This is a genomic window from Sphingobium sp. TomTYG73 (genome assembly GCF_055394245.1).
Genome location: NZ_AP027339.1, coordinates 2,072,774 through 2,090,839, shown reverse-complemented (window position 1 = coordinate 2,090,839; position 18,066 = coordinate 2,072,774). Strand labels below are relative to the sequence as shown.

General features: G+C 63.7%; 17 protein-coding genes and 2 tRNA genes. 11 read left to right on the top strand and 8 right to left on the bottom strand.

What is annotated here, in order from left to right:
* Positions 1 to 97 precede the first annotated feature (97 nt).
* From ACZ5TH_RS10540 to ACZ5TH_RS10490, 11 genes are all read left to right on the top strand, one after another.
* Positions 98 to 778 carry a DUF2490 domain-containing protein gene (locus ACZ5TH_RS10540; protein WP_460986939.1) on the top strand — a complete coding sequence of 227 codons (681 nt, stop codon included), beginning with the start codon at positions 98 to 100 and terminating at the stop codon, positions 776 to 778.
* A gap of 106 nt (positions 779 to 884) precedes the next feature.
* The gene (locus ACZ5TH_RS10535; RefSeq protein ID WP_464793872.1) at positions 885 to 2,009 is read left to right on the top strand and encodes an 8-amino-7-oxononanoate synthase; all 1,125 of its coding nucleotides are present in this window, start codon (positions 885 to 887) and stop codon (positions 2,007 to 2,009) included.
* On the top strand, positions 2,006 to 2,620 hold the full coding sequence (gene bioD / locus ACZ5TH_RS10530) for a dethiobiotin synthase (RefSeq protein ID WP_464793871.1): 615 nt from the start codon (positions 2,006 to 2,008) through the stop codon (positions 2,618 to 2,620). Before ACZ5TH_RS10535 ends, bioD begins: the two co-directional genes overlap by 4 nt.
* Positions 2,621 to 2,722: 102 nt before the next feature.
* A complete protein-coding gene (locus ACZ5TH_RS10525) occupies positions 2,723 to 4,744 on the top strand; it encodes a M13 family metallopeptidase (RefSeq protein ID WP_464793870.1) in 2,022 nt (673 codons plus the stop codon).
* Positions 4,745 to 4,954: 210 nt separating this feature from the next.
* Positions 4,955 to 5,350, top strand: a complete 396-nt coding sequence (locus ACZ5TH_RS10520) for a DUF4168 domain-containing protein (protein ID WP_464793869.1) — start codon at positions 4,955 to 4,957, stop codon at positions 5,348 to 5,350.
* Between the two features lie 66 nt (positions 5,351 to 5,416).
* A complete protein-coding gene (locus ACZ5TH_RS10515; RefSeq protein ID WP_464793868.1) occupies positions 5,417 to 6,706 on the top strand; it encodes an adenosylmethionine--8-amino-7-oxononanoate transaminase in 1,290 nt (429 codons plus the stop codon).
* 59 nt (positions 6,707 to 6,765) lie between these two features.
* Positions 6,766 to 6,984 (top strand): translation initiation factor IF-1, encoded by a 219-nt coding sequence (infA, locus tag ACZ5TH_RS10510; RefSeq protein WP_003049127.1) that lies wholly within the window; start codon positions 6,766 to 6,768, stop codon positions 6,982 to 6,984.
* A gap of 12 nt (positions 6,985 to 6,996) precedes the next feature.
* Complete coding sequence (locus tag ACZ5TH_RS10505; RefSeq protein ID WP_449474383.1) at positions 6,997 to 7,569, top strand: Maf family protein; 573 nt, start codon at positions 6,997 to 6,999, stop codon at positions 7,567 to 7,569.
* Positions 7,570 to 7,573: 4 nt separating this feature from the next.
* A complete protein-coding gene (locus ACZ5TH_RS10500; RefSeq protein ID WP_464793867.1) occupies positions 7,574 to 8,563 on the top strand; it encodes a ribonuclease in 990 nt (329 codons plus the stop codon).
* The gene (locus ACZ5TH_RS10495) at positions 8,553 to 8,747 is read left to right on the top strand and encodes a DNA gyrase inhibitor YacG (protein ID WP_464793866.1); all 195 of its coding nucleotides are present in this window, start codon (positions 8,553 to 8,555) and stop codon (positions 8,745 to 8,747) included. The genes ACZ5TH_RS10500 and ACZ5TH_RS10495 overlap by 11 nt, the downstream gene beginning before the upstream one ends.
* Before the next feature lie 51 nt (positions 8,748 to 8,798).
* Positions 8,799 to 8,874: transfer RNA gene (locus ACZ5TH_RS10490), tRNA-Phe, on the top strand.
* A 45-nt stretch (positions 8,875 to 8,919) separates the two neighbouring features.
* Here ACZ5TH_RS10490 and ACZ5TH_RS10485 read toward each other — a convergent pair.
* From ACZ5TH_RS10485 to ACZ5TH_RS10450, 8 genes are all read right to left on the bottom strand, one after another.
* Positions 8,920 to 9,309 carry a hypothetical protein gene (locus tag ACZ5TH_RS10485; protein ID WP_460986931.1) on the bottom strand — a complete coding sequence of 130 codons (390 nt, stop codon included), beginning with the start codon at positions 9,307 to 9,309 and terminating at the stop codon, positions 8,920 to 8,922.
* Positions 9,310 to 9,527: 218 nt separating this feature from the next.
* Positions 9,528 to 10,214 carry a response regulator gene (locus ACZ5TH_RS10480; protein ID WP_449474379.1) on the bottom strand — a complete coding sequence of 229 codons (687 nt, stop codon included), beginning with the start codon at positions 10,212 to 10,214 and terminating at the stop codon, positions 9,528 to 9,530.
* Positions 10,211 to 12,877, bottom strand: a complete 2,667-nt coding sequence (locus tag ACZ5TH_RS10475; protein ID WP_464793865.1) for a DUF4118 domain-containing protein — start codon at positions 12,875 to 12,877, stop codon at positions 10,211 to 10,213. Before ACZ5TH_RS10475 ends, ACZ5TH_RS10480 begins: the two co-directional genes overlap by 4 nt.
* A complete protein-coding gene (gene kdpC / locus ACZ5TH_RS10470) occupies positions 12,874 to 13,464 on the bottom strand; it encodes a potassium-transporting ATPase subunit KdpC (protein ID WP_464793864.1) in 591 nt (196 codons plus the stop codon). The genes ACZ5TH_RS10475 and kdpC overlap by 4 nt, the downstream gene beginning before the upstream one ends.
* Positions 13,465 to 13,475: 11 nt before the next feature.
* Positions 13,476 to 15,506, bottom strand: coding sequence for a potassium-transporting ATPase subunit KdpB (gene kdpB / locus ACZ5TH_RS10465; RefSeq protein WP_464793863.1), 2,031 nt, complete (start codon positions 15,504 to 15,506; stop codon positions 13,476 to 13,478).
* Between the two features lie 14 nt (positions 15,507 to 15,520).
* Positions 15,521 to 17,224 (bottom strand): potassium-transporting ATPase subunit KdpA, encoded by a 1,704-nt coding sequence (kdpA, locus tag ACZ5TH_RS10460; RefSeq protein WP_464793862.1) that lies wholly within the window; start codon positions 17,222 to 17,224, stop codon positions 15,521 to 15,523.
* 15 nt (positions 17,225 to 17,239) lie between these two features.
* The gene (gene kdpF, locus ACZ5TH_RS10455; RefSeq protein ID WP_449474375.1) at positions 17,240 to 17,329 is read right to left on the bottom strand and encodes a K(+)-transporting ATPase subunit F; all 90 of its coding nucleotides are present in this window, start codon (positions 17,327 to 17,329) and stop codon (positions 17,240 to 17,242) included.
* A 568-nt stretch (positions 17,330 to 17,897) separates the two neighbouring features.
* Positions 17,898 to 17,972 (bottom strand) — tRNA-Gly (locus ACZ5TH_RS10450).
* Positions 17,973 to 18,066 lie beyond the last annotated feature (94 nt).

Here is an 18,066-nt window from a genome sequence, read left to right as displayed (position 1 = left end):
AGAAACAATCGTCACAAATATTACATAAAAGAGAAATGACGTTGTCACATAAAGGTCATAGTCGCGCCCCGACGCCATGGGGCGGAGGGAGATTATGATGCGACCGATTTTGAAACTGGCGCCTGCGCTGGTGGCTTTGGCCATTCCGGCTGTGGCGCATGCCACGGAGGATGACCAGCTTTGGACCGGCGTTAGCGCCACTGTGAAACTGAGCGACAAATGGCGCTTCTCGCAGGAGGTGATCGCCCGGTTCAGCAACGACCGCGACGGTCTGTACGAGGTCGAAATGAACTCGTTGATCGGCTACAAGGTCAGCAAGAAGGTGACGGTTTGGGCGGGTTATACCCATGATCCCAACTACAATGCCGGTGACTTCTCGGTGATGGAACATCGCGGCCGCCAGCAGGTGACGTTCGACAATATCGTGAAGATCGGCCCCGGCCAGCTCAGCGCCCGCCTGCGCCTTGAGGAGCGCTGGCGCGAAGGCGTCGATGGCACGGCCTGGCGCTTCCGCCCCTATGTCAAATATGTGCTGCCCTTCAAGGAAGGCGGCAAGACCGCGTTGGTGCTGAGCCATGAAAGCTTCATCGACCTCAACACCACCAATTTTCAGCGGGTCGAGGGCGAAGAGCGGATGCGTAACATGATCGCCATCACGACCCCGATCGCGAAGAATGTGAATGCGGAAATCGGTTATCTGCATCAGCATGGCTTCCGTCCGAATGCCGACGACGCCAACGACAATGTGGCGTCGCTATCGCTGAGCTTTTCTTTCTGATTGTCGGCACCGGAGCGGGGGAGGGCGGTGCCTTTCCCCGCCCGACGGATGAAGCGGCGGCGCTCCAGCTTGCCCCTCTGCCCCTCGCGGGCCTATAGGGCGCGCCATGACCAGCGAACCCTTCCGATCGCAACTGGCGGCCCTTGAAAAGCGCGGCCGCCTGCGCCGTCTGGTGCCGCGCGCCGGGCGCGACTTTGCCTCCAACGACTATCTGGGCCTGGCGTCCGATCCGCTGATCGGTCAGGCGGTGGCGGATGCGGTGGCGCGGGGCGTGCCGGTGGGATCGGGTGGCTCGCGCCTGCTGCGCGGTAATGCGCCCGAGCATGAAGGGCTGGAGGCGAAGGCGGCGGCCTTCTTCCGGACACAGGCGGCGCTGTTTCTCGCCAATGGCTTTGCCGCCAACTGCGCCTTGTTTTCGACATTGCCGCAGCGTGGCGACCTGATCGTCGCGGACGAGCTGATCCACGCCAGCGTCCATGACGGCATCCGCCTGTCCAAGGCCGCCACTGTCTTTGCCCGACATAATGATGTGCAGAGTTTCGCCGACCTGATCACCGCCTGGCGCGAGGAAGGTGGCAAGGGCCGCATCTGGATCGCGGTCGAAACGCTTTATTCGATGGACGGCGACACCGCTCCTCTCACCGATCTCGCAAAACTGGCCGCGCAGCATGACGGGATGCTGATCCTGGATGAAGCGCATGGAACGGGTGTGTTTGGTCCAAGCGGCCGGGGCCTGTCCGCCGGGTTGGACGGGCTGCATAATGTCGTGACGCTTCACACCTGCGGCAAAGCCATGGGCGTGGAAGGCGCGCTGATTTGCGGGCCGCAGATCATCATCGACTATCTGATCAACCGAGCGCGCCCCTTCATCTTCTCCACAGCGCCATCGCCGCTGATGGCGGTGGCGGCGTCGGCCGCGCTCGACCGGATAGAGCAGGCGGATGACCTGCGCGCGCGGCTGAAGACTCTGTGCGTCGATGCCGCCGAAGTCATCTGCGCGCCACTGGGCTTGCCTGCGCCGCGCACCCACATTGTCCCTGTGCTGCTGGGCGAAGACCGGCGCACCATGGCCGCCGCCGCCGCGCTGCAGGAGGCAGGCTTCGACGTGCGCGGCATCCGCCCGCCAACGGTCCCGCCCGGCACCAGCCGCCTGCGCATCTCCCTGACATTGAATGTCGGCCGCGCCGATGTGGCGGCTCTTGGCGAAGAACTGCAAAGGGTGATGGCATGACGCGCTTCGTCGTCACCGGGACCGATACGGACATCGGCAAAACAGTCTTCGCTGCCGGGCTCGCGGGCGCCCTTGGCGCTTATTATTGGAAGCCTGTTCAGGCGGGGATCGACCCCGAAGGCGACAAGGAAACGGTCGCACGGCTAGGCGGCATCCCCAATGCGCGCATCCTGCCGGAAGCCTACCGCCTTACCACGCCCGCCTCGCCCCATTTGGCGGCTCGCCTCGACGGGGTTGAAGTCCGCCTCGACAATCTCGCTTTGCCGCAAGTGGACGGCCCGCTGGTCGTGGAAGGCGCAGGCGGCGTGCTGGTGCCCCTCAGCGAAACTTTGTTGATGGCCGATCTCTTCGCACATTGGCAGCTGCCCGTCATCCTGTGCGCCCGCACTGCGCTCGGTACGATCAACCACAGCCTGCTCAGCATCGAAGCGCTGCGCAGCCGGGGCGTGCCGCTGGCGGGTATCGCGTTCATCGGCGATCCCCATGAGGAGAATGAGCGGATCATCCCGCAACTCGCCAAGGTGCCAAGCCTCGGCCGCTTGCCGCGCCTCGACCCGCTGGATGCCGCCAGCCTGAAGGCTGCTTTCGCCGAGAATATCCGCCTGCCCTGAAGAGGGGCGCAGCCGCTTTTGCACGATTTTCGACAAAGGACATGGACTTGTCGCCCTGCGCCGGGTCAATTGCCATGATCGGATCAAGCAAGGGATGCTTCGATGAAAAATCTTTTGATGAGCGTCGCTGTTGGCGCTCTGCTGTTCGCCGCAAACACCGCGCAGGCTGACCAGGCGTCATCTGCCAAGCCGACCTATGGCAGCTACGGCTTTGACGAGAAGGGCATGGACCCGGCCGTCAAGCCGGGCGATGATTTCTACCTTCATGCTAATGGCGGCTGGGCCAAGGCCACGCTGATCCCTGCCGACAAGTCCAACTATGGCGCGTTCAACGTCCTTGACGACCTGTCGCGCGAACGCACCCGGGGCATATTGGAGGAGGCAAGGAAAGACCCCGCCAGCCGTATCGGCCTCGCCTATGCCAGCTATCTGGACGCCCCCACCGTGGAAGCGAAGGGCCTGACCCCCATCAAGCCCTGGCTCGCGAAGATCGCGGCGGTGAAGGACAAGGCAGGCTATGCTCGTCTCGCGGCGGAGGCTGCACGAGCCGGTATCGCAGGCCCGTTCACCTTCTATGTGGGACAGGATGACAAGGCGCCCGACACTTACATCCTGAACCTGCGCCAATCGGGCCTAGGCCTGCCGGATCGAGACTTCTATCTACAGCCCGACGAGAAGATGGCGGCAATCCGTACCGCCTATCTCGCGCATCTCGAACAGATGCTGACACTGGCGGGCGCGAGCGACGCAAAGGCGCGCGCCACTGCCCTGATGGCGTTTGAAACGGAAGTGGCAAAAGTCCACTGGACCCAGGTCGACAGCCGGGACGCGGACAAGACCTACAACCGCATGACACTCGCCGACTTGCAGAAAGCCGCGCCCGGCTTCGACTTCTCGGCCTATTTCGCCGCCAACGGCCTGAAGCCGCAGGCGCTGATCGTCGCGCAGCCGACGGCGATCGCGGGCGAAGCAGCACTGATCGCGCGGACACCGATAGGCGTGCTGAAGGACGCCTTGCTCCTGCGTAGCCTCCACAGCTACGCCACTTATCTTCCCGATCGGATCGCCGACGCCGACTTCGCCTTTTACGGCACCACCCTGTCCGGCACGCCGCAGCGCGAAGATCGGTGGAAGCGCGCCGTTGGCTTCGTGAAAGAGGCGATGGGCGAGGAAGTCGGCAAAATCTATGTCGCCCGCTATTTCCCGCCGGAAACCAAGGCGGCAATGGACCAGCTCGTCAAAAATGTGATCGCCGCCATGGGCCGCCGCATCGATGGCCTCAGCTGGATGAGCGATGGCGCGAAGGCGAGGGCGCACAAGAAACTGGCCGCCTTCACGCCCAAGATCGGTTATCCCGACAAATGGCGGGATTATAGCGGGCTTACAATCACCGCGGGCGACCTGTTCGGCAACGCGCTGCGGTCGAACCAATATGAATTCGACTATCAGATGGGAAAGCTCGGCAAGCCCATCTACCGCTGGGAATGGCAGATGACGCCGATGGAGATCAACGCCTATGCGGACTTCTCCATGGTCGAGATCGTCTTTCCGGCCGCCATCCTGCAACCGCCCTTCTTCGACCCCCATGCCGATCCGGCGGTGAATTATGGCGGCATCGGTGCGGTGATCGGCCATGAACTCAGCCACCATTTCGACGATCAGGGCGCCAAATATGATGAAAGCGGCAAGCTCAACCAGTGGTGGAGCGATGCTGATGTCGCTGCCTTCAAGGCTTTGACCGGCAAGCTGATAAAGCAATATGACGCCTACGAGCCTTTCCCCGGCGCGCATGTGAAGGGCGACTTTACCCTGGGCGAGAATATCGGCGATCTGGCAGGCGTCGCAGTGGCGCTGGACGCCTATCATGCGTCACTCGGCGGCAAGCCCGCGCCGGTGATCGACGGCACCACCGGCGATCAGCGCTTCTTCCTCGGCTGGGCGCAAGTATGGCGGCGCAATTATCGGGAGCCCAACTTGCGCCAGCGGCTGGTCACCGACCCGCATTCGCCGTCGCAATATCGGGCGGATACCGTGCGTAATTTCGATCAATGGTACGCCGCGTTCAACCCGGTGCCCGGCAGCAAGCTCTATCTCGCGCCTCAGGATCGGGTGAGAATCTGGTGAAAAGATGAGCATCAGTAACGATTCTGCCCTGCGATGAACCGTGATGGTGCGAGTGATGAGCTGCGCCGCGCCCGGCCGTCGTCCCTCAAATCTCACGTTTCGCCGGAACACTCTTTAAACCTCGTGCGCTCTTCCACAGCTTTGAGACATCAAATCGCAAGGAGAAGCATGTTGACGGGTTTTCGTTCATCACTGGTTTTGAAGACGGCAATGGCATCGGTCGCTTTGTTGGCAGCGGCTCCAGTTCTGGCCCAGGGCGCCGCCGCCCCGGCTACGTCCGCGACGCCTGCCACTACGGCGGCCCCTTCGGCCGCTGCGGGCAAATTTAGCGAAGCTGACATCAAGCTGTTTGCGGCTGCTGCGGTCGAAGTGACCAAGATCCAGTCCGACACTAGCATCGCTGACGCGGAAAAGCAGCCCAAGATGCTCGCCGCCTTGCAGGCATCGGGCATCGCGCCGGAAAAATTCAATGAGATCGGTCAGGCCGCCGCCGCCGACCCGGCGTTGCAGCAGCGTATCCAGGCCGCCGCGCCTGCGGCACCGGCTGCTCCCGCCACCCCGGCGACGCCAGCCGCCCCTGCAGCCCCGGCCACCCCGGCCAAGTAAGCGGGAGCCGCATAATATAGGGGAGGGTGCTTGGCCTGACGCTTGGGCTAATCTAAGCGTCTCGCCATGACCTCCCTCATATGGCACCCCTTCACCCAGCACGGCCTCAACGAACCCATCCCGCAAGTCGTTCGTGCGGAAGGCTCCCTGTTGCATCTGGCAGATGGCGGCACGTTGATCGACGCCATCTCCAGTTGGTGGGTGACGACCCACGGCCACTGTCACCCCCGCATCGCCGCGGCCATCGCTCAGCAGGCCGGGCAGCTCGACCAGCTGATCTTTGCAAATTACACGCATGAGCCTGCCGAAGAGGTTGCGCGCGGCCTGATCGAACTCGCCCCCCGCGCGGAAGGGCGCGACCCGCTCGCCCATGTCTTCTATTCCGACAGCGGATCGACCTCCGTCGAAGTCGCGCTGAAGATGGCGCTCGGCTACTGGCACAATCGCGCGCTGGATGGTTTGTCCGCACCCCGGCATCGCATACTCGTCCTCGAACATGGCTATCATGGCGACACGATCGGCACGATGTCGGTGGGCGAGCGTGGCGTGTACAATGCCGCATGGACGCCCTTGCTGTTCGACGTTGGCACCATTCCCTTCCCTGCGCCGGGAACGGAGCAACAGACGCTCGACGCGCTGGAAGCGGCTTGCAAGGAGCATCCGGCGGCGTTCATCGTTGAACCTTTGGTGCTGGGTGCTGGCGGGATGCTGATCTACCCGCCTGCCATTTTGCGGCAGATGGCGGAAATCTGCGCCCGACATGATGTTCTCTTCATTGCCGACGAAGTAATGACCGGCTGGGGCCGCACCGGCACAGTCTTCGCTTGCGAGCAGGCGGGCGTCGTGCCGGACATCATGGCCGTCGCCAAAGGGATCACCGGCGGCTCCGTACCCCTTGCGGCGACGCTCGCCACGGCGCGCATATTCGACGCGCACAAGTCGCAGGACCGGGCGCGGCTTTTCTACCATTCGTCCAGCTACACAGCGAATGCCATCTCCTGCGCGGCGGCCGCGGCCAACATCGCCATCTGGCGCGAAGAGGATGTGCTCGGCCGCATCGCCGCGCTCGAACAGAATATGGCGGAGCGACTCGGAAAACTGGCGCTTCATCCCGCCTTCGAAAATGCCCGGCAGCTTGGCACGATCGTGGCGATTGACCTGATCGCGCCGGACGCCGGTTATCTGTCCGACCTTGCGCCGCGCCTCCGCGCCTTCTTCCTTGATCGGGGCATTTTGCTGCGTCCTTTGGGCAACAGCATCTACCTGATGCCGCCCTTTTGTACGGATGTGGATCAACTTGATCACATCTTTGCGGCCTTGTCTGACGCGGGCGATGTATTTGGCGTGTCAGCCTGACTTTCATTTTCCGCATTTTGCCGCTATGGCGGCGCGATTTTTGGTTTCCCCAGGATATTATGGCAAAAGAAGAACTGCTTGAAATGCGCGGACAGGTTGTGGAGCTTCTCCCCAACGCCATGTTCCGCGTCCGGCTTGAAAATGATCACGAGATCCTTGGCCACACGGCGGGCAAGATGCGGAAAAACCGCATTCGCGTGCTGGTGGGCGACGAAGTGTTGGTCGAACTGACCCCCTACGACCTGACCAAGGGTCGGATCACTTACCGCTTCAAATAAGCCGCTTAACGCATGCGGCTCATCCTTGCTTCGGCTTCTCCCAGACGGTGTGAACTTCTGGGTCAGATCGGCGTGCGTCCCGACGCTGTGGACCCCGCCAATCTTGATGAAACCCCTTTGAAAGGCGAATTGCCAGCCGCCTATGCCGCGCGCGTGGCCGGTGAAAAGGCTGCGTTGGTGGCTACCCGTCATCCCGGCGCGCTGGTGCTTTCCGGCGATACGGTCGTCGCGGCAGGCCGCCGCATCCTGCCCAAGGCAGAGACGGAGGGTGAAGCGCGAGCCTGTCTTTCGCTGCTCTCCGGCCGCCGTCACCGCGTGCTGAGCGCTATCACGCTCATCGATGGCGAGGGCAGGGCAAGGCATCGCCTTTCCACCAATATCGTTATCTTCAAACGTCTGGAGCGCGCCGAGATCGACGCCTATATCGCCAGCGAAGAATGGCACGGCAAGGCAGGCGGCTATGCGATTCAGGGCCGTGCCGCCGGGCTGATCCGCGCGATACAGGGCAGCCATAGCGCGATCATGGGCCTGCCCCTTTACGAAACCCGCGCGCTGCTGAAGGCAGCGGGCTACCCATTGGACTGACAAGATGGCCGAATGGCTCTATGAAGAAGGGATTGGCGAGGCCCGCGCCGCGCTGATCGAAAAGGGCCGTTTGGTCGAGGCACAGATCGAGCGTGAGGGCGATGGCGCCCGCGCAGGTGCCATCATGCAGGGCAAGCTCGTCCGGACGATCATCCCCAAGAAGCGCGGCATCGCCCGCCTGATCTCGGGCGAGGAAGTGCTGGTCGAGCCCATCCCACCAAAAACCGCAGAGGGCGCGACCGTCCTCCTCGAAATCCTGCGCGAAGCCATCCCGGAGGAAGGTCGCCCCAAGCTGGCCAAGGGCCGCATCGCCCAGCCGGGTTCCAAGGTGCATCCGGCCCCCAGCCTCCTACAGCGCCTGCGCGCCACGGGTCTGCCCATCACCCCCTGCCCGGCCCATGGCGAGGATCGCTTCGAAGCCCATGGCTGGAGCGAACTGATGGAAGAGGCGATGTCCGGTGAAATCGGCACGGAGGAAGCGGCGCTCCGCATCTTCCCGACGCCCGCGATGATCCTGATCGACGTAGACGGATCGCTGCCGCCCGCGAAGCTCGGCCCCAAGGGCGCGAAACTGGCGGCGCAGGCGATCCGTCGCATGGGGCTGACCGGATCGATCGGCATCGATCTGCCCACCATGAACAACAAGGATGAGCGCGCCGTCGCCTCCGCGCAGATCGACAAATATCTGCCGCTTCCTTTTGAGCGTACGGCGGTCAACGGCTTCGGCTTCGTCCAGGTCATCCGCCGCCGCGAGCGGATGAACCTCATGGAGTTGTTGCGGGCTGATCCGATCGAAACGGCGGCTCTCGCATTGCTCCGCCGTGCCGAACGGGAAGGCAATGGCGGGCCGGTGACGATCACCGCCGCGCCCTCCATCATTGACCGCCTGTACAAGGCAGCCGACTGGCTGGAGCAGCTCGCTCGCCGCCGTGGCGGCGCCGTCAGCTTGAAGGCGGACCCGGCACTTGCCATATCGGCGGGCCATGTCGCCTAAATCATCCTCCTGCCCGATCTGCGGCCAGCCAGCGCATCCCGACACGCGGCCTTTCTGCGGAAAGGCCTGCCGTGACCGCGACCTGCTGCAATGGCTGGGCGAAGGCTATCGCGTCCCCGGAACCCCCACCGCCGACGAGATGAAAAAAAGCGACGATGATGGGGTGGACAACCCCCCGGATTGATGCCTATAGGCACGCCTCTCAACGCCGCCGGTGGTCCTCCCCGGCGCTCGTGCCCGGGTAGCTCAGTTGGTAGAGCATGCGACTGAAAATCGCAGTGTCGGCGGTTCGACTCCGTCCCCGGGCACCACTAACTCACTGAAAATAAAGATTTATTCTCGCGAATTGCCCGGAATTATGGTGACGCGTGTGAACTCTGTGAGTTTGCAGAGGTAGTTTTCGATGAGATGCGGCCATCGGTACGTCTCTGCGTCGATCGGGACGGGAATAGCGCGGCGCGCCGTCGCTCATTCTTTACATGATGATCCGGAGCGCTGACCCAGAGAGCCGATAGTGGAACGGGGTCGAAGATATGCGCCCCGATCACCGACAATGCGACCCCGCTCGTTGCGCCGAGGAAGCTCGCCGCCGCCACACCCATTTCTGCCATGGTCGCCTCATGTTCCGGCGGAAGATTCACCACCCGGGACAGAAGCCTGACGCCGAACCAGCTCGCGCCAATCAGGGAAATTCCGGCCAGTCGCAGGCCCATATCCTGTTGTAAGCTTGTTTTCCTGGCCTGCATGTCGCCCTCCATCGTGGCGGCATGAGACTTACGGATGGGCGCATATGCTTTCGAGCGGCCGGATCTCCGATCGCCATAGTATTATCATAGCATTTGCAGGGCGGAGGCGGGGCGGGCCTAGAGCATCGTGCGCAAAAGTGGGAACCGGTTTTGCGCAAAAACGATGCGACAACAGTAACTAGAGCGCGCGCCTTGCGTCCGATTTAACGCAGCGCGCTCTAATCCGCCATCAGTCGATAGCCGATGCCAAGTTCATTGACGATCATGGACGGTCGCGCGGGGTCCTTTTCCAGCTTCTGCCTCAAATTGCGCACGACGATTCGCAGATAGTCGATCCGGCGATCATGATCGTGCGGCCAGGCGGCTGCCAGAATTCGCTGATGCGTTACGACGCGGCCGGGGTGCATTGCCAACTGGGTGAGGACCTCAAACTCCTTGCGGGTCAGATGCACTTCCTCGCCGTCACGCATGATGCGCCGATTGGCGAGGTCGATTTCCACGAGGCCGGACTGAACCACGGGCGCGGCCCCTTGCGCCGCGACGCGCTCGCGCAGCGCGGCACGAAGGCGCGCGAGCACTTCCTCGCTATCGAAGGGCTTGGTGACATAGTCATGCGCGCCCAGATCGAGTGCGGCGACCTTTTGCTCGGTCGCTTCGCGGGCAGACACGACGATGATGGGCGCGGCTACCGCCGCCTTGAGCAACTGGACGATCTCCAACCCGTCGCGGTCGGGCAAGCCCAGGTCGAGGAGGATGGCATCGGGTTTGGTCCGCCGGGCTTCGTCCAGCGCTTGTGCCGCGTTCACCGCTTCGGCGACGTCATAGCCTGCGCGCGTCAACGTACCGTGCAACAGACGCCGGATATGCACCTCATCGTCTACGACGAGAATCCGCTGGCTGCTCATATATGCTGGTCCTGCTCGCTAGCGCGGGTGAGGAGGGATTCAGGAAAATGCAGGCTGAACCGGGCGCCTTTGCCATCTGGCCGATTGCCCGCATCCACATTCATGCCCATCGCCTCGGCGAAACCCTTCACGATGGCGAGGCCAAGACCGGTGCCGCTGACCGACCGATCGGACCCCTCCAGCCGCTTGAACGTCTCGAATACCTCCTTCTCCTGTCCGGTGGGAAGTCCCGGCCCTTCGTCCAGCACCGACAGGATGAGTTCGCTGCCGGAGAGTTCGGCGCGGATGGTGATTGCTGTGCCGGGGTCGCCATAGCGCCCGGCATTGTCGAGCAGATTGAGCAGGCAATGGTGGAAAAGCTGGGCATCGACATTGACGAGCGGCAGGTCAGGTGGGACGTCAAGCTGGATCGGATGCCCCTCCAGCGATCGGCGCGTGTCATGGACGGCCCCGCCCACGGCGTCGGTCAGGTCCACCGGCTCGATATGCAGGCGCAGCGCTCCCGCCTCTACCCGCGCCATGTCGAGCAGGTTCGCCACGAAGCGATTGAGCCGCACGGCCTCACTCTCGATCGTGTCGAGCAGGGGATCGCCGTTGCGCTGGCGCAATTCGGCCGCCGCGCCCAGGATCGCCGTCAGCGGCGTGCGCAGGTCATGGCTGACGGAGGATAGCAGCGCGGCGCGGAGCCGGTCGCGCTCGCGCACCTTGTCGACGTCGCGCATCTCGCTTTCCAGGCGCAGCCGTTCGAGCGCGAGCGAGGTCTGGTCCAGCAGGCTGGTGAGCAGCGGAAGTTGGTCCGAACGGATAGGATCGCTGCCGTCGTCGCGCGCTAGACCCATGACCGCCAGAATATGCTCTCCCGCGCGCAGCGGCTGAAACTGCCAGTCCGATGCCGCAAGGCTGCCCGTGCCACGCCCGGCGGGTTGGCCGGTGTCCAGCACCCACTGCGCGGCGGCCAGTTCCATCGTTTCCACATTGATGCCCGGTTCACTCGCCGCCTGGACGACCAAGCCCGTTCGATGCCGTTCCAGGATCAGCACGCGGAGTTTGAGCAGGCGCCCGATTTCCTGGCAGGCGGTGCGCCCCACTTCCTCCCGGTCGCCGAGAGCCGTCAGTTGCCGCAGATAGCCAGCGAGCGCGGCGTTGGTCCGCGCGCTGGAAGCGGCGAGGTCCGCCTGCGATCGAACGCGCGAGGTCAACTGGCTGGTCACGATCGCCACGCCCAGCAGGACGAAGATGGAAATGACATTTTCCGGATTGCTGATCGTCAGCGTGCCGGTGGGGGGCAGGAAGAAGAAATTATAGGCAAGGCTGGACACGATCCCGGCAAACAGCCCGGTGCGCAGGCCGAACAGGCTGGCGGCGACCATGACCGGCAGCAGATAAAGGAGGCCAACATTGCCCAGGTTGAGGATGTGGAAAAGGGCCGATCCAAGGGCTGTCACGCCCACAACCAGTAGCGCGGTCCAGAGATATCCCGCGGGCTTGCCCCAATGGTTCAATGGGCGTGTGCGCGCAGGGCTGGCCGGGGCGCTTTCATCCAGCGGCAAGACATGGACCGCCACGCCCGGCGTTTCCCGCACCAGCCGATCGACGATCGAGCCGTGCCGGAACTCGAACCAGCGCGATCGGATGGATTTGCCGACAACCAGCTGGGTTGCGCGCGCCTCGTCGGCGTAGCTTTTCAGGCCCTCGAATACCGTGGAGGCGGGCACCGTGGCGACCGTCGCGCCCAGACTGGATGCCAGGTTGAGCGCAGAGGCAATCCGGCGCATTTCCGCTTCGCCGAAATATTGCGCCCGGGGCGTTTCGATATGGACCGCGCTCCAAGGCGCGCGGGCGGCGTCGGATATGCGCTTGGCCGCGCGCACCAACGTCTCGGCGCCGGGCAGTTCGCTGACGGCAACCAATATGCGTTCGCTGCCTGCCCAGGTGCCGCCGAGCGCCTGAGCCCGAAGATCCTCTAGCATCTGCGTATCGACAGCCTGCGCGGCCCGGCGCAGCGCCAGTTCGCGCAGCGCCGACAGATTGGTCTTGGAAAAGAAATGGGCAAGGGCGCGGGTCGCCTCCTGCGGGAGATAGACCTTCCCCTCCTTCAGCCGCTCGATCAGTTCGGCTGGCGGAATATCGACGACCTCGATCTCTGCCTGTTCCAGAATGCCGTCGGGCACAGTTTCGCGCACGCGCACGCGGGTGAAGGAGGCAACGACGTCGTTCAGGCTCTCCACATGCTGGATGTTGAGTGTCGAATAGACGTCGATCCCGGCGTCAAGCAGTTCCTCGACATCCTGCCAGCGTTTGGGATGACGGCTTTCCGGCGCATTGGTGTGGGCCAGTTCATCGACGAGCGCCAGCGCCGGTCGGCGCTCCAGCAGGCCGTCGATGTCCATCTCGGTCAGGACATGGCCCTGATAGTCGATGGATCGGCGCGGGAGAATCTCCAGCGCCTGCGTCAGTGCCTGCGTTTCGACACGGCCATGGGTCTCGACGACACCGACGACGACATCGACGCCCGCCTTCTGCCGAGCCGCGCCCTGCACCAGCATTTCATAAGTCTTGCCGACGCCGGGCGCCGCGCCGAGAAATATCTTCAGCCTGCCTCGCCCCTCCTGCGCGGCGGCGCGCAGAAAGGCTTCCGGGGCAGGCCGTTCCCGTTCGTTCAACGCGCGCCGCCGCCCAGCTGGTCAAGCTGCCGGTTCAGCGCCAGCACATTGACGCGCGCCTCACCCAGAAAGCCCAGCAATGGGCGTTCGACATTGCGGCTGACGAGATCGCGCACCCGCCGTTCGTCAAGCGCGCGAACGCGGGCGACACGGGACACCTGCGCCATGGCGGAAGCAGGCGACAGGTCGGGATCGAGGCCGGAGCCGCTGGTCGTAACAAGATCGGCCGGAACCGGTCCGGCAACACCCTCGGCGCGCCGCTTTTCGACGTCGGCCTTCACCCGATCCGCCAGCGCCCGGGAGGTTGGGCCAAGGTTGGAACCAGCGGAGGCGAGGCCGTCATAGCCCTTGCCCGCCGCCGAAGGACGTGTCTGGAAATAGCGGTCGGCGGTGAAGGCTTGTCCGATCAGGGTCGATCCTATCACCTGGCCCCTGTCGTCGCGAATCAGGCTGCCATTGGCGGCGCGGGGGAAGATCGCTTGTCCAATACCCGTCATGGCGAGAGGATAGGCGATCCCGAGCAGAATGGCGAACAGGATCGTCATGACGATCGCCGGACGCAGCGAAGAAAGGATGTCCTTGCCCATCATATGTTCCTTTATGCGAGGCCGAGGCCGCCGACGATTATGTCGATGATCTTGATGCCGATGAACGGCGCCACCAGCCCGCCAAGGCCGTAGATCGCAAGGTTGCGCGCCAGCAGCGGGCCAGCACCCATCGGCCGATACGTCACGCCTTTCAGCGCCAGCGGCACGAGCAGGGGGATGATGAGCGCGTTGAAGATGATGGCGGACAGGATCGCGCTTTGCGGCGTGGATAGCCCCATGACGTTGAGGACGCCGAGGCCCGGATAGAGCGCGACGAACATCGCCGGGATGATCGCGAAATATTTGGCCACGTCATTGGCGACGGAGAAGGTTGTGAGCGCCCCGCGCGTCATCAGCATCTGCTTGCCCAGACCCACCACCTCGATCAGCTTGGTCGGATCGCTGTCCAGGTCCACCATATTGCCCGCCTCGCGCGCCGCCTGCGTGCCGGTGTTCATCGCAACGCCGACATCGGCCTGCGCCAGCGCGGGCGCGTCGTTGGTGCCGTCGCCGCACATGGCGACCAGCTTGCCCCCTTGCTGCTCCCTGCGGATAAGGTCCAGCTTGTCCTCCGGCGTCGCCTGCGCGAGGAAGTCGTCCACGCCCGCCTCGGCCGCGATGGCGGCGGCGGTCAGCGGATTGTCGCCGGTGATCATCACGGTGCGGATGCCCATGCGGCGAAGCTCCGCGAACCGCTCCCGGATGCCCGCCTTCACGATGTCCTTGAGCGCGATGGCGCCCAGCAGCCGACCGTCCTGCGCAACCGCCAGCGGGGTCATGCCTGCCCGGGCTATTTCGTCGGTGATGCGCCGCAGTTCGGTCGCTGCGGCGGTTTCGTCCAGACCGGGATTGGCCTTCAGGATCGAGTCCACCGCGCCCTTCTGGATCAACGTTCCGCCCACCCTGACGCCGGAGATGCGCGTCTGGGCGGTGAAGGAGATAACCTCCGCGTCCTCGGGCAGGGACGCTGTCCCGACGCCGAATTTCTCGCGCGCCAACACTACGATGGAGCGTCCCTCCGGCGTTTCGTCGGCCAGACTGGCGAGCAGGGCGGCTTCGGCCAGCTGGCCCGGCTGCGCGCCGCCCACCGTCCGGAATTCGGACGCCTGCCGGTCGCCGATGGTGATCGTCCCGGTCTTGTCGAGCAGCAGCACGTCGATGTCCCCCGCCGCCTCCACCGCCCGGCCCGACTTGGCCAGCACATTGAAGCGCACCAGCCGGTCCATGCCCGCAATACCGATGGCCGACAGCAGGGCGGCGATGGTGGTGGGAATGAGCGTGATGAGCAGCGCCGCGAGAATGGCCACGGGGATCGCCCCGCCGGCATAGCTGGCAAAGCCCGGAACAGTGCCGACCGCGATCAGGAATATGATGGTAAGGCCGACCAGCAGGATGGTGAGCGCAATCTCGTTCGGCGTCTTCTGCCGCTCCGCACCCTCGATCAGGGCGATCATCCGGTCGAGAAAGCCCTGCCCGGGATCGACGGTCACCCTGACCCTGATCTCGTCGGAAATGACGCGGGTGCCCGCCGTCACGGCCGAGCGATCTCCGCCCGCCTCGCGGATCACTGGCGCGGATTCCCCTGTGATGGCCGATTCATTGACGGATGCGACGCCTTCGATCACTTCGCCATCTGCGGGGATCAGGTCTCCGGTGGTGACCAGCACGATGTCGCCTGCGCGCAACTGGCTGGCGGGGATCTCCTCGACCCGGCCGTTCTTCTCGCGCCGAGCGACCAGCTCCGCCTTGGTGGCGCGGAGAGACGCGGCCTGCGCCTTGCCGCGCCCTTCGGCCAGCGCCTCGGCAAAGGTGCCGAACAACACCGTCAGCCACAGCCAGATGACCAGTTGAAACTTGAAACTAACGCCCAGCGTATCGGTGCCGACGACGAGCAGGATCGTCAGCAGCAAGGCGACGCTTGCCGTCACGAACATCACCGGGTTGCGGATCAATTGCCTGGGATGGAGCTTGAAAAAGGCGTCGCGGATCGCGGGTGCGATCAACTCGGCGGTGAACAGGGATTTGCTGGTTGCGCGAGCCATTGGGCGCTCCCCTTCTAGAAAAATTGCCCGCGGATCATGGCGAGATGATCGGCGATGGGACCAAGCGCGAGGCTCGGCAGGAAAGTGAGACCGCCAACGATCAGGATGATCCCGACGAGCAGCCCGACCCAAAGGCCGCCGGTCGTGGGGAAAGACCCGGCGCTTTCGGGCGTATGCCTCTTCGCGGCGAGGCTGCCCGCGATTGCCAACATGGGCACGACGACGAAGAAGCGTCCCAGCCACATCGCCACGCCCAACAGCGCGTTGTAAAAGGGCGTGCCCGCCGTCAGCCCGGCAAAGGCGGACCCGTTATTGCCGGTGGCCGAAGTATAGGCGTAGAGGATTTCGCTAAATCCGTGCGGTCCCTTGTTGAGCGGCCCGGCTAGTCCGGCAGGCAACACCGCGCTGACCGCCGTCAGGCCGAGGATGCAGAGCGGCAGGATGGCGATGGCGAGCACCGCCAGCTTCACCTCCCGCGCCTCGATCTTTTTGCCGACATATTCCGGTGTCCTGCCGACCATCAGCCCCGCGACGAACACGGCGAGGATGGCGAACAGCAGGAACCCGTAAATGCCCGCGCCGACGCCGCCGATGACGACTTCCCCCAGCTGTATGTTGAACAAGGGGATCATGCCGCCCAGCGCGGTGAAGCTGTCATGCATGGCGTTGACAGCACCGCAACTTGCCGCCGTGGTGACGACCGAGAAAAGGGCGGAGGCGGCGATGCCGAACCGGACTTCCTTGCCCTCCATATTGCCACCGGCAACACCAAGATTGTGAAGAACGGGATTGCCCGCCGCCTCCTGCCAGTAAGTGACGGCCACGCCCAGGAGGAACAAAAACGTCATGGCCGACAATATCGCCCAGCCCTGCCGGGTGTTGCCAACGGCCTTGCCGAAGCACCAGGTAAGACCGAAGCCGATCACGAATATGGACAGCATCTGGATCAGGTTGGTGAGCGCGGTCGGATTTTCGAACGGGTGCGCCGAATTCGCGTTGAAGAAGCCGCCGCCATTGGTGCCCAGCATCTTGATCGCTTCCTGGGAGGCGACCGGGCCGAGCGCCAGCACTTGCTTCGCGCCTTCCAGCGTGGTCACATTGACCGAAGCGGCCAAGGTTTGCGGCACGCCCGAAGCGATCAAGTAGACGCCGTAAACCAGGCTGATCGGCAGCAGCAGGTAGAGGGTGACACGGGTCACGTCCGCCCAGAAATTGCCGATGCTCGCTGTCTCACGCCGTGCGAACCCGCGGAAGAAGGCGAAGGCAAGCGCGATGCCGGTCGCCGCTGACAGGAAATTGTGCAGCGTCAGCCCCAGCATCTGCGACAGGTTGGACATGGCCGCCTCGCCCGAATACCATTGCCAATTGGTGTTGGTGGTAAAGCTGATCGCGGTGTTGAACGCGCCATCGGCGCCAATCCCTGCGTAGCCTAGGTCGTTGAGTGGCAGCACCCCCTGCAACCGCAACACGGCATAGGTGAAGATCAATCCCGCGAAGTTGAACAGCAGCATATGCGCCGCATAACGGCGCCAGCTCTGCTCTTCGTCGGGATTGATGCCGGACAGCTTGTAGAAGCCGGTTTCGATCGGCCCGAGCACGGCATGAAGGGGCGTCCGGCGGCCTTCAAAGAGCGCGAACAGCCAGAGGCCCATCGGCTTGGTCAGCGCCAGCAATATGCCCACGAAGGCGAATATCAGGATCCAGCCCTGGATAGTCATGGTCCGGGCTCCTCGTCAGAAGCGTTCGGGGCGAATGAGCACCGCCACCAGATACAGAAGAAGGCCGATCGCCGTGATCGCCGCGAGAGTGAGGTCAAGCGTCATCCCCGCCCCCCTCACGCCTGATCGCACAGGCGGACATAAGCCAGCGTTGCCGCCAGCAGCCCGGCCAGTGCGCCAATCCAGAGCAGGTCCTGCATCATCACGCTCCTTCCCCCGGCGCTGGCGCGGCCGAACGGCTGGGCAGGCACTCAAATGCTGCGGTTCTGGTCATGTCCGATCTTCCCCAAATACACGCCACCCGGCTGCGGCGATTCGTGAGGGGTTGCAGATATGACCGGTCGCCATTTCTTATCGAGATCGAGAAGCGGCGATCTTCATAGTATTTGCATAGGGTAGCGTCCTGTTCTCACAGGGACGGGAGGCGCTTACCGGGCCAAGCAAGCGATCAGCGCAGGTCCCGGGGCGGCGTTCTTCGCCAGTCAAAACCTTGCACTTGGAGAAAACCCCGCCGGGCGGGAAGGCGTAAGGCTGAATACCGAAGGGAGCGCCTCGCGGAGGAATCTGCGGCTGGCTTCTTTCACATCCGGCGCACGGATATCCTTGACAGCAATCCCGGGACATCGAACCCCGAGTATTACCGCGAAATACGCTGCTAAAATCTTCGAAAATCTGGAGCGGGCGAAGGGATTCGAACCCTCGACCCCAACCTTGGCAAGGTTGTGCTCTACCCCTGAGCTACGCCCGCTCTGGCGGCCGGAGGAAGTCCCTCTCGGCGGGTGAGGCGGGCAACTAGCAGCGGTTGGGGAGGTCGGCAAGGGAGAATTTGGCCCCGGCCCAAA